Source organism: Candidatus Poriferisodalis multihospitum, assembly GCF_028283155.1.
Classification (GTDB): Bacteria; Actinomycetota; Acidimicrobiia; order Acidimicrobiales; family Poriferisodalaceae; genus Poriferisodalis; species Poriferisodalis multihospitum.
In genome coordinates this window covers 111431-123457 of sequence record NZ_JAPYOK010000109.1, presented here as the reverse complement: position 1 = coordinate 123457, position 12027 = coordinate 111431, and the positions used below count along the sequence as shown (strand labels likewise).

At 67.6% G+C, this 12027-nt stretch carries 9 protein-coding genes; 7 read left to right on the top strand and 2 right to left on the bottom strand.

Going from position 1 to position 12027, the window contains the following annotated elements; translation table 11 throughout:
* The 5 genes from VI480_RS12895 to VI480_RS12875 all read left to right on the top strand — a co-directional run.
* On the top strand, window positions 1–1442 hold a 1442-nt coding region (locus VI480_RS12895; RefSeq protein ID WP_323673259.1), incomplete at its 5' end, for a helicase-related protein.
* A complete protein-coding gene (locus tag VI480_RS12890) occupies window positions 1439–2068 on the top strand; it encodes a hypothetical protein (protein WP_323673258.1) in 630 nt (209 codons plus the stop codon). The genes VI480_RS12895 and VI480_RS12890, both read left to right, overlap by 4 nt.
* A 68-nt stretch (window positions 2069–2136) precedes the next feature.
* The gene (locus VI480_RS12885) at window positions 2137–3789 is read left to right on the top strand and encodes an FAD-dependent thymidylate synthase (protein WP_323673257.1); all 1653 of its coding nucleotides are present in this window, start codon (window positions 2137–2139) and stop codon (window positions 3787–3789) included.
* 39 nt (window positions 3790–3828) lie between these two features.
* Window positions 3829–4344 carry a GNAT family N-acetyltransferase gene (locus VI480_RS12880; RefSeq protein ID WP_323673256.1) on the top strand — a complete coding sequence of 172 codons (516 nt, stop codon included), beginning with the start codon at window positions 3829–3831 and terminating at the stop codon, window positions 4342–4344.
* Entirely contained in the window at window positions 4337–4744 is a 408-nt protein-coding gene (locus VI480_RS12875) for an NUDIX hydrolase (RefSeq protein WP_416246693.1), read from the top strand. The genes VI480_RS12880 and VI480_RS12875 overlap by 8 nt, the downstream gene beginning before the upstream one ends.
* Here VI480_RS12875 and VI480_RS12870 read toward each other — a convergent pair.
* The gene (locus VI480_RS12870; RefSeq protein WP_323673254.1) at window positions 4718–6124 is read right to left on the bottom strand and encodes a hypothetical protein; all 1407 of its coding nucleotides are present in this window, start codon (window positions 6122–6124) and stop codon (window positions 4718–4720) included. The genes VI480_RS12875 and VI480_RS12870 overlap by 27 nt on opposite strands.
* Window positions 6125–6382: 258 nt before the next feature.
* On the opposite strand from VI480_RS12870, the gene VI480_RS12865 reads away from it, so the two are divergent.
* Window positions 6383–8869 (top strand): DNA topoisomerase (ATP-hydrolyzing), encoded by a 2487-nt coding sequence (locus VI480_RS12865; protein WP_323673253.1) that lies wholly within the window; start codon window positions 6383–6385, stop codon window positions 8867–8869.
* Complete coding sequence (locus VI480_RS12860) at window positions 8866–10953, top strand: DNA topoisomerase IV subunit B (protein WP_323673252.1); 2088 nt, start codon at window positions 8866–8868, stop codon at window positions 10951–10953. The genes VI480_RS12865 and VI480_RS12860 overlap by 4 nt, the downstream gene beginning before the upstream one ends.
* 148 nt (window positions 10954–11101) lie before the next feature.
* Here VI480_RS12860 and VI480_RS12855 read toward each other — a convergent pair whose 3' ends face one another.
* A complete protein-coding gene (locus VI480_RS12855) occupies window positions 11102–11830 on the bottom strand; it encodes a hypothetical protein (RefSeq protein WP_323673251.1) in 729 nt (242 codons plus the stop codon).
* Window positions 11831–12027 lie beyond the last annotated feature (197 nt).

The window sequence follows — 12027 nt, the reverse complement described above, 5'->3', positions numbered from 1 at the left end:
GGAGCGACCTCGACGCGCTCCGCTACGACGAGTGGCTGGAGCAGCTCACGGCCGGTGTCGCGGCTCATCACGCAGGCCTGATACCGGTCTTCAAGGAGGCCATCGAGGAGTGCTTCTCCGCCGGACTGCTGGCGGTGGTGTTCGCAACGGAAACGCTGGCGGTGGGCGTGAACATGCCTGCCCGCTCGGTGGTGATCTCCCAGCTCAGCCGCTTCCGGGGAGAGGGCTTCGCGTTGCTGACACCGGGCGAGTACACCCAGCTCACCGGTCGTGCAGGTCGTCGCGGCATCGATGAGACGGGTTACGCGTACACGCTGTGGCATCCGCAGACGGCGTTCGGCGAGACGGCGCGCCTGGTTGCGAGCGGTGATTTCGAGCTGGAGTCGTCATTCCGGCCGACGTACAACATGGTTGCCAACCTCATCGCCGGTCGCACGCACGACGAGGCAGTCGAGCTGTTGCAGCGGTCGTTCGCCCAATGGCGGGCTGATCGCCGGGTCGGCCAGTGGACCGCGGAGCTCGAGGAGGAGCGCAGGGCATTGCGCGAGGCCCGCGCTCGGCTGCGGTCGATGGGCGGCGGCCGTGGCCGTTCGCAGTCGCATGCACCGGCACGCGGGAGGTCATCGGGCTCGGGTCGGCACCGGAGAGGCAAACCGGCCGACCGCCGGACGGACCGGGCTCTCGTCGACGCGGAGCGCCACGCCGAGCGCGTGGGAGCACGGGTGAGCCGTCTGAAGGATCGGATCAAGCTGGCCAAGGGAGGGCTGTCCCGTCAGCTCGACGCCACCAATGAGGTGCTGAACATCTTCGGCTGCGCCGACGGCTGGTCGCTGACCGCAACCGGCGACTGCCTGAAGGCTGTGTTCCATGAGTGTGATCTGCTGACCGTGCTGTGCTTGCGCGACGGCGTTTTCGACGGCGTGGCTCCCGCTCAACTGGCCGGCTTGGTGTCGGTGCTGACCTACGAACATCGCAGCAGCCAACCGCCGCCGCAGCCCCGCTATCCCGACAACGACTCCCGTGAGCGGGCAGCCCACATGTTCGAATTGGCGTCGCAGATCAACACGACTGAGCGACAGCACAGCGTGGTGCCGTCGCGTCCGCCCGATGCGTCGTTCTTCGCAGTTGCCCACGCTTGGGCCGGCGGGACGGCATACACCGACCTGTGGCACGGCGAAGCAGCGGGCGACCAGATGCCCTCCGGCGGAGACTTCGTCCGGCAGATGCGGCAGCTCATCGATCTCGTCGACCGGATCGCAGGCGTGGCCCCCCAGCAGCGCACGCGGCGCACAGCAACGGATGCCTGTTCGGCACTCGACCGCGGTGTGGTCGCTGCGGCGGCCCGAGTCTCCGATAGCCGGGTGGGAGGTTCCGTCACCGCAGCGGCTGGAGACGGCTTCGTGTCGTCGCCGGTGGTGACACGCACTCGCAGGCTCACGTGACCGTACGGCGCAGCCAGCCGTGGGGGTCTGCTGCGACGTTGCCCGACGGTGCGCCGATCGCCAGCAGCAATGCCGAGTTGCGCCGGCTGATCAGCTCCCAGTGCGCCGGTGACGCTCCAACGACGCCGGTCGGCGTGGTCGGCGGTGACCTCTGGTCGGTGGTCGGCCGGCCAGCAGGCGGTGCGGATCGCTTGCGTTCCGCAATCGCTCGAACAGCTCCGATCGACGTCATCGAGGTAACTGCTGACGGCGAGACGCACTGGGCTTGCGTCGGGTCGGTCGCGCGCAACTCATGGTGGCGCGGCCCCGTCGTGGCGGCCATGAGTGCCGAATCGCTCGGGATGTGGCGACTGGCACCCGCAGCCCATCCCAACGACGGACGGCTGCACGTGTTCAGCACTGGTCTGGATCAACCCACGCTCAGCGCAGCCCAACGGGTGCTGGCCCGACGGCGGCTGAGGTCGGGCGCTCACGTGCCGCATCCGGCCATCGCCGTGCGGCGTGTGCAGAGCTGGGAGCATCGGTTCGATCGGCCGCTCGGACTGTGGCTCGACGGCGAGATGGTCGGCAGATGCCGTGAGCTGTCCCTCGCAATCCGACCCGACGCCGCAGCGATCGTGTTCTGAGCTGACAGTGCTCTGTTCGGCCGCTGACATCCCCTTGCCGCTGGTCCAAGGGCCATACCATCGGCGCAGTGTCTCCGCCCACCCGACCCGCCGGTGATCCGGTGATCCACTACACCGCCGAGACGTTCACGCCTGCCGAGCAGGACATCCTGCGGCGCTATGTCACGAACCTGCGCCAGCCGGTCTTTGCACTCGTGAACTTGCCTGAAGTGGTGAAAGGAGCACTGTTCGCCCGCTACTCCCGGACGCACAAGAGCCTGCGTCGTCTGCTGCTGGACGAATTCGTGGACGATCTCGACATCTCCGGCGATGAGACCATCGACGCCACGGTGGGCGTCGCCCGCGCCGAGCAGCTGTACCAGCGCGTGTTCGTGGAATACGGCGACGACTCGGTAGCGCAGCTCGGAGCCGTGCACCTTGCATGCGAGCAGGCTTCCAACTTGCTCACCAAGATCCTCGAACGAGGGCGGCTGATGTCGTACCTCGAACAGTCCACCCGCTACCTCGCCTACGACGAGCGCGTCCAGGGTCGCTACCGGTACCACCGGCCGCCCGAGGTGATGGGCTCGCGTGCCGGGACGCGATTCGTCGGCGACGCAGACCGCATGTTCGACGCGTACGGCGACATGGTCCGCCGCATGACCGGTTGGCTGACCGAGCATCCCGACGCGGCGACCAGCGCCGCAGGCGGCAGCGACCTCGCCCGACGGCGGGCCATCCGGGCGCAGGCATTCGACGCCTCCAGGGGACTGTTGCCGGCGGCCAGCCTGTCCAACGTCGGCATATTCGGCAGCGGGCAGGCCTACGAAGCGCTTCTGCTGCGGATGCGGGCACACCCGCTGCCCGAGGCCCGCAGCTACGCCCAGTTGATGCTGACCGAGCTGCGCAAAGTCATCCCCTCGTTCCTGCGGCGTGTGGACCAGCTCGACCGGGGCGTTGTGTGGTCGGATTACCTCGAGGCCAACCGGATCGCGATGTCGGAGTTCGCCGCAGATCTGTTTGCCGAGGACGAACCTGAACCGGTGCCCGAGGTCCAGCTGACCGACTGGGATCCCTCCGGCGAGGCCAAGATGCTCGCGGCCATGCTGTACCCGTACACGTCGCTGGGAGAATCGCAGATCGCAGCTCGCGTGGCCCAGATGACGGAGGCCGAGCGCATGGAGCTGGTGCAGCGATACAGCGGCGAACGGACGAACCGTCGCCACCGACCAGGCCGGGCACTGGAACGCCTCGACTACCGCTTCGACGTGCTCGCCGACTACGGCAGCTTCCGCGACTTGCAGCGTCACCGCCTGCTCACCATCGAATGGCAACCGCTGAGCCCGCAGCACGGGTACTCCGTGCCTGCACTCGTGGATGCGGCCGGTGGGGGAGAGGCTTACGACGAGGTGATGGAGCTGTCAGCCGAGTTGTACGACACGCTTGCCGAGGCCGTCGGAACGCTCGAGGCGTCGTACGCCGTGTCGATGGCCTATCGCGTGCGCTACAGCATGCAGTTCAACGCTCGCGAGGCCATGCACATGATCGAGCTGCGATCACAACCGCAAGGGCACGAGGACTACCGGCGGGTTGTGGCAGAGATGTATCGCCAGATTGCCGAGACCGCAGGGCACCGAGCGGTGGCTGCGATGCTGACGCACGTGGATCTGTCTGAGGGCGTCTTGGGACGCCTGGGTGCCGAGGAAGCCACGGCTCGACGGCAATCGGCCGAGCCGGCCTGACGGTCGAGTCCGGGTGTCTCGGCTGATGGAATGCTCGGCATGGACGTAGTGGCCCGCCCCGCCGACGGTGAGCATGTGGGAGTGCTCGCGCGGATGGCTGCCGACGCCGTGGCCGAGCAGGTTGACGCGCGCGGCGGCTGGGTCTGGTCGCGCCGGGAGGTGCGAACGAGGCCGTTCGAGGAGAGCCTCACCGAGGCCCTCGAGCATCCTGACAGCGCCGTGTGGATCGGAGAGATCGATGGCACGCCGGTCGGCTACGCCGTTGCCGCCGTCGAACCGTTGCAGACCGGAGAGATGCTGGGGCGCGTCGCCGACCTGTATGTCGCTCCCGGTGCCCGCGAGGTCAGCGTCGGGGAGGCGCTGATCGGTGAGGTACTGCAGTGGTGCGTCGAGCGGGGCTGCGTGGGCGTCGACTCGCTGGCGCTGCCGGGCAACCGTGCCACGAAGAACTTCTTCGAGACGTTCGGCTTCACCGCACGTCTGCTGGTGCTGCACCGCAAGCTGGCGCCTGACGCCGAGTCTCCAAGCGAGCCGGCTCCCCATCGCCGTGAGTGAGCCGGTTCCTGAGGTTTGTGTCGGCGGAGTTGCGGTGCGCGGCAGCTCCGTGCTGCTGGTGCGCCGTGGCCGCCCGCCGGCGGATGGACTCTGGGCGTTCCCGGGGGGACGTGTCGAGCCCGGGGAGCGACTCAGCGATGCGGTGGAGCGCGAGCTGGCCGAGGAGACCGGGCTGGCGGTGCGGTGCGGCGAACTTGTCGGTGTCACCGAGCACATCAGCGAGCAGCTGCACTTCGTGATCCTGGATTACGCGGTGGAGTGCCCGGCCGATGCGACGCCGGTCGCCGGTGACGACGCGGCCGACGCTCGTTTCGTGGGCTTCGACGAGATCAGGGAAGGTGCAGTCCCGCTGTCAGGCGGGATGCGTGAGTTCCTAGACCGTCATGTCTTCGTCGGCTGAGTCTTCGGCGACGTCTTCGCCGTCGTTCGACGTGTCAGCTGGCCCAGCCTTGGATCTGCGAGAGCGGCCTCGCCGTGACTGGTTGCGCGGGCGCGCCTCGGTCGGGTCGATGCCGAGGGCGGTCGCTACCTCGGGCAGGCGAGACGCCACCTTGCGCACGGCTTCGAGCAGCTCGTCGCTCGGCTCGGCTGGAATGGCAGGCAGCACCACGTAGGGCCGTACCGGGGAGTAGGCCACCGCTTCGAGCACGACGGCGATCCGGTGCTGGGAAGCTCCGGTGCCCAGCGCGGCGTTGGCCTGGGACGTCAGTTCCTGAGCGATCTCGGGCGGAAGCGGTGCTCCCGCCTTGGGCGGGCGGGAGCTGAGGCGCAGCGCTCGCACGACGCGTCCTTCGGTCAGCGTGGTCCGCAGCTCGTCGTGCCATTCACGCTGACTGCGCTCGACGCGTTCGTTGAGCCCTTCCCTGATCTTCTCGGTCAGCTCGCGGGCGTCTGCGTCGCGGGCGAAGTCTTCGGCGGCCACGAGCACGGAGCGAAGGTCGCGCAGGTCGACCCGTTCGATGCCGGCGATGGCGGCATCGGCACGGTCGCGCCACTCCGCGATCTGCACTGGCCTGATCAGCGATTCGGCGAGCTGCAGCACACCCTCGGCCGGCACTTCGGGCGCACCTTCTGCAGCCGCCTTGCGGTTCTGCTCGGTGATCTCGGTACGCACGGCAGCGAGGCCGCCGCGCACCACTTGTTCCGCCACGACCTGCTGCTCGGCCGGCAGCGAGGCGATAAGCGCATCCCGGTGCTTGCGCCCTGGGCGGAGCTTGCGCGCCTTGGGGCGCGGGGGGCGTTCGGGCGTGTCGGGCTTTTTCTCGGCCTTGGCATCTTGCGCCGGTCGTTTGCTGCCGCTGTCACGTCTACGACGGCCGTCGCCCTCGCGCCGCTTGCGATGCTGTGGCTTGTCCCCGCTTGAGTCAGCGGCACCATCGCGATTCCGGCGTTCTCCCTGGCGTTTCCGCCGGGATCCTCGTGGATCTCGTTCGCCGCTGCGGCCACGACCCCGCTCACCGCCGCCGCTGCTCTTGCGGCCGTCACGACCGCGGCTCACCCTGGTCGTTGTCGTTCCAGCACCTCGATCCGGCGGGCCGATCAGCTCGATGCGCTCGGCAGGGGGTTTACCGCTGCGGGCTTTGGGCGGGAGCACCTCTGTGACGAAGATGCCGTCGACCTCGAACTCGGCGTCGACGCGCAGCACGTCGCCTTCGCCGGCGCCTGCCGGCAGCAAGTCGCCATCGAGCACACCCTTCGGCTGTTTTGCGCCTGCAGCGCGCCATGTCCACGAGCCGTCGTCACGCCGGCTGGTCAACTCGACTTCGAGGCGACGGCTCACGGCGCCTTCACCAACACTCGCGGCAGGCTAGTGGCGTGCCTTCACTTTGGCGGCACCACGACGGCGCGCACCGAGACATCCGCGAGCGCCCGATCATTGGGGCAACCGGAAAGTTCCCTGAGGCGGGTTGACCGGCGTCGTACTCTCGAAAGCAGCCGCTGGGATGCGCCAAGACGACTGCTGCAACCCGGCATTGCTGGCGCGCGCACACCCGCTCTCGCCCTGCAACTCCTCCAGTCCCTGAAAGGGCCTCCGACCATGGCCGGACCGACCGCACCGACGACGATCGCACGCGAGATCCACGAGATCGACGTCGCAGACGAGATGCGTGACTCGTTCATGCCGTACGCGCTGTCGGTCACGACGGCGCGGGCCATCCCCGACGTCCGCGACGGCCTCAAGCCGGTGCAGCGGCGGATCCTCTACGTGATGGACGATCTGGGGTTGCGGCCAGGCACGCCGTTCCGCAAGTCGGCTGGGGTCGTGGGCGAGGTGATGGGCAAGTACCACCCCCACGGCGACAGCGCGATCTACGAGGCGATGGTGCGCATGGGCCAGGACTTCGCCATGTCGGTGCCGCTGGTCGAGCCGAAGGGCAACTTCGGCAGCCTCGACGACCCGCCTGCTGCCTACCGGTACACCGAGGCACGGCTGCGCGGTACGGCAATGACAATGGCTGCAGGCATCGACGAGAACACCGTGGAGTTCGCCCCGAACTTCGACGGCGAGCGCACCGAACCCACCTGCCTGCCGGCGCTGCTGCCGAACCTGCTGGTGAACGGTGCCAGCGGCATAGCCGTGGGTATGGCGACGAATATGGCGCCCCACAATTTGGCCGAGGTTGCCGAGGCCATCAAGCTGGTGCTGCGCCGCCCCCAGCGCCGCCCGGGCATCCAGACGCTCATGGAGGTGTTGCCGGGGCCCGATTTCCCCACGGGCGGCAGGGTGGTGTGGGACGAGCAGCTTGCCGAGGCCTACGAGACCGGACGTGGCGCGGTGCGAATCCGAGCCACGGTGCACTTTGAACGGTTGACAGCGACCAGGCAGGCCATTGTGGTGACTGAACTGCCGTACATGGTGGGACCCGAGCGGGTGCTCGCCAAGATCCGGGAGCTCGCCAAGGCTGGCCAGCTCGACCAGGTCAGCGACGTGAACGATCTGTCGGGCCGTACCAGCGGGCTGCGGCTGGTGATCGAATGCAAACCGCACGCAAACCCCCAGCAGGTGCTGGCCGAGCTGTGGCGCCGAACGCCGTTGGAGGAGTCGTTCGGCATCAACAACGTGGCCTTGGTTGGTGGAGTGCCGCAAACGCTGGGCATCCGGGAGCTGTGCGAGCACTACATCGCCCACCGGCTCGACGTCATCGTGCGCCGAACACAGCATCGGCTGGATCGGGCGCGCGAACGCGAGCACATCGTGGAGGGCCTGCTCATCGCGCTCGACGCCATCGACACGGTGATTGCCATCATCCGGGGTTCGGCCGACGTGGGAGATGCCCGGATCGGGCTGATCGAGCGGCTGAGCCTGACCGAGGTGCAGGCCAACCACATTCTCGACATGCAACTGCGGCGGCTGACTGCCTTGGAGACGCAGAAGCTGCGAGACGAGCTAGACGAGCTGCGTGCAGCCATCGCGTCGTATCTCGCCATTCTGGAATCTGACGAACGCCGTCGCCAGATCGTCGCCACTGAGCTGGACGAACTGGTCGAGCAGTTCGGGGTGCCCCGCCGCAGCAAGCTGGTGGAACGTGCGGAGGTCGACACCGAAGCAGCACGGCTGACTGAAGAGGCCGCCCAGGCAGCCAACGGCGGCTCATCCAGCGGGGGAGCGCTGGCAGGAGTGGCTGGTGGGGGAGTGGCAGTCGCTGGTGTGAGCACGGTGACGCTGTCGACTTCGGGCTTGCTCGGGCGTCGTCACGCCGAAGACCCCCTCGCAGCCAAGCCCGGCCGCCACGATGTGTTGGCGACCGAAGTCACCGTGTCCGACCTCGAAACGGTGACTGCTCTCACCGATCGGGCGCGACTGCTCACGGTGGATGTGCGGATGATTCCCGAGATGGCGCGCGGCAGCAGGGGAGCGCCTCAGAGCGAGATGTTCGACATGTCGAGGGGCGAACGGATTGTGGCGTTGCTTGCCGCAGAGACCAGTGCGGGTCCCGTCGCGCTGGTGACTCGCAGCGGCACCGGCAAGCGCGTCGATGCAGCCGAGCTGCTGGCGCGCCGCGACGGAGCTTCAGCCATGACGCTGCGCGACCGCGACCGGCTCGTGGCCGCGTTCGAGGCACCTGACGGGTCCGAGCTGGCGGTGGTGTCCTCCACCGGTCACGTGCTGCGCACGGCGTGCGACGCGTTCGCTCCCAAGGGACCGAACGCCGGGGGAGTGAACGCCATGAAGCTCGCTGCAGGAGCCACGGTGCTGACCGCGGCGCAGGTCGCGTTCGGTTCGCTGGTGGCTGCGGTCACTGATGAAGGCACGCTCAAAGTGACCGACATGTCCGAGGTGCCCGCTCAGGGCCGAGGCACGGCAGGTTCGCCAACCGTGCGCTTCGGCGGTTTCGAGACATGCGTTGCCTACGCGTGGGTCGGCGTGGATCGCCAGATCGCCGCCATCGTGGCTGCCGACGGCGATCCGAAGCGGCCCGACCCCACGCCAGTGCGCCCAGAGTTGGTGCCCACCAAGCGGAACCTGCGGGCCCGGCGGGCAGGCCCCAGAATCGTCGCTCTCGGTCAGGATCGGTTCGCATGAGCATGACCACCATCGATCCCACAGCCGACGACGGGCCCAGCCGACCGAGAGCGCCGTCCGCAGCGGCGGGAACGGGCGTGTACGACGCAGACGCCATCGAGGTGCTGGAAGGTCTCGAAGCGGTCCGCAAGCGACCCGGCATGTACATCGGCGGTACCGGTTCTGGCGGGCTCACCCATCTGCTGTGGGAGATCATCGACAACGCCGTGGACGAGGCGGCTGCGGGGCACGGCAAGCTGATCGAGGTCACCTTCCACGGTGATGGTTCCTACGAGGTCGCCGACCGGGGCCGCGGCATTCCCGTCGACGTCAAAGAAGGCGACGTGACGGCGCTGGAAGTGGTGTTCACCGAGCTGCATGCCGGGGGCAAGTTCGGCAACGGCGCGTACGGCGCGTCGGGAGGCTTGCACGGCGTGGGCGCTTCGGTGGTCAACGCGCTGTCATCGCGCATGGAGGTCGAAGTCGACCGCAATGGCCGCACCCACCGGCTGGAGTTTCGGGATCGTGAGGCAGGCAACACCGACGCTGCTCGGCGCTTCCGGCGAGGTCACTCGCTCAAGGTCGTGGGCAAGGTGTCACCGAAGCGAACCGGCACGAGAGTGCGCTTCTGGCCCGATGCCAATGTGTTCGACGCTGACGCATCGATCAGCTACGCCGAGGTGCGCGAGCGCGTGAAGCAGACGTGCTTTCTCGTGCCCAAGGTCAAGTTCTCCCTGACCGACCGCCGTCAGGAGCCGATCGAGTCCGAGGAGTTGATGTCGTCGGGTGGCTTGGCCGATTTCGTCGAGCAGTTGCGGGACGATGCCGAGCCGGTTGGCGGCCTCATCGATTTACGCGGCACCGACGAGTTCACCGAGCAGGTGCCGGTGGACGGTCAGCTCACCGAGGTCACCCGTCATTGCGAGGTGGATGTGGCGATGCGCTGGTGTGCTTCGTTCGACGCCCGCATCGTGAGCTTCGTCAACACCATTCCCACGCCCGACGGAGGTACTCATGTGGCGGGTTTCGAACGGGCGCTCACGACTGCTGTGAACGGGGCGCTCGCTGACGCCGATCTGCGCAAACTGCGGCGCCTGCGAGATGACGCCCGCGCCCAGCGCGAGGATGCGCAGGAGGGCCTCGTGGCGGTGGTCCGGGTGACGTTCCCCGAACCCCAGTTTCGGGGTCAGACCAAGCGCGAGCTCGGGACGCCCCCGGTGCAGCGCATCGTCAACAACATCGTTCGCGACGGCTTGCGCGACTGGTTCTCCGGCACTTCGGCATCGAGCAAGCGGATCCACGTGAAGGCGGTGCTCGACAAGATCTCCAACGCCGTGGTGAACCGGGTGACCACTCGCCGCGCTCTTGACGAACGGCGCAAGGCAGCAGCGCTGGGATCGGGAGGCATGCCGGCCAAGCTGGCCGATTGCCGGCTGCATCCTGGGGGCGAATTGCTGATCGTGGAGGGCGATTCCGCGGCCGGGCCGGCCAAGCGGGCGCGTGACAGCGCATGGCAGGCGGTGCTGCCATTGCGCGGCAAGGTGGTCAACGCGGGCAAGGGAACAGCGAAGGCGGTGCTGGACAACGCTGAGGCAGCGGCGCTGTTCACTGCAGTGGGCGGCGGCTCCGGGCTCGAGTTCGATGCGGACCAGATCCGCTACAGCCGCGTCGTGATGCTGGCCGACGCCGATGTCGACGGCAGCCACATTCGCTGCTTGGTGCTCACGCTCGTGTACCACTACATGCGCCCGCTGCTCGATGCAGGACGAGTGTTCGCAGCCCAGCCGCCGACACACGCCTTCACGATCGGGCAGGAGAAGCGATTCGTGTACTCAGAGGCAGAGCGGGACGCGCTCATCGCCGAGTTGGACAGCGCCGGCCGGCGTTACCGGCTGACTCGATTCAAGGGCCTCGGCGAGATGGACGACGACGAGCTGTTCGAGACCACGCTCAACCCCGAGACGCGAGTGCTGCGCCAGATCACCGTCGGTGATGCGCGAGCAGCGCAGGAGGCATTCGAAGTGATGATGGGCGCGGCGGTCGACCCACGCAGGACCTTCATCGTCGCACACAGCAGCAGCTACGGCCACGCCCTCGACATCTAAAGCACCCTGCCGTGGCCGTCGCCGAAGGCTGAATCATTATCGGCGCCAAGAACGCCGATAATAGAGATTATGTCAAGTCGAATCGATTCGACGGTATTGCGTACCGTGCGGCCCGGCTCCGACCCCGTTGTCTGGATGCCTGCTGCGGCTAGCCCGTGACCGGTGGCGGACCAGGTGCATCGGCGGCGGCTTCGCAGGCTGGTGAAGCCCGGCTCCTGTCATCGAAGCACCAGGGCTGCCATCCTCGGATGAGCCATATGTCGTACGCGACCTGGAGGTTGGTGTCCGGTTGCAGCCATGGATCGCATGGAGAAGACGGTCGACGTCCTGTGCGTCTTCCTTCTTCCTTGGCATGAAAGCACCATTGTGCCGCCGGGGTGGCTGTTGTGATCCCGTCGCAGCGCAGTTCTGGCGCAGTGATGTTGTCGGGCAAACGGCCGATGTCGGGAAGCCGGTCGATGCCCTTGCCCGCCCAGCAGGTTGCGTTGAGTTGCAGGAGCCCCCAGTCGTTGGTCACCGACACCAGGTGTTCAGTACAGCGTGACTCTCGCCACATCAACGCGAGGACGACGTCGGGATCCCAGTCCCCTACCTTCTGCACCTGAGATCTGTAGCGATCGCAGGCCAATGACACTCCCGGAGCCACCGTGCGACGGAACTGCTGACCCGGTTCGACGAGTTTGTCGGCAGTCGCAACGGGCGAGGCCGGCAGGTTGGGATGCTCGCCGACCACATTGGTTTCGACTCCCTCCCTGCGAGGTGACGCCGGCTCGGTTCCGGTGGTGATGATGACCGGCGGCGCTGTCAGCGGGCTGCGGAGAGCAGTCGGGCTTCCGGTCGTCGACGACTGGGCGGCGGCGGGCGCGGATGGGCTCACCTGGGGCGACCAGGTGCCGGTGTCCGGCGCGCGGCCGACGCCCAGCATCAGCGCGAGAAGGAGACCCGTGACGGCGCACGCCGTGACGAGAGTGACGAGCTTGAGATGTCTGGAGAGAAGTCGCATTGCCTTGGGGGGGTCGGCAAACGAGGCGGGAGCCTATGGCTTGGCACACGCTGAGAGCTGTCAGCGTCCCG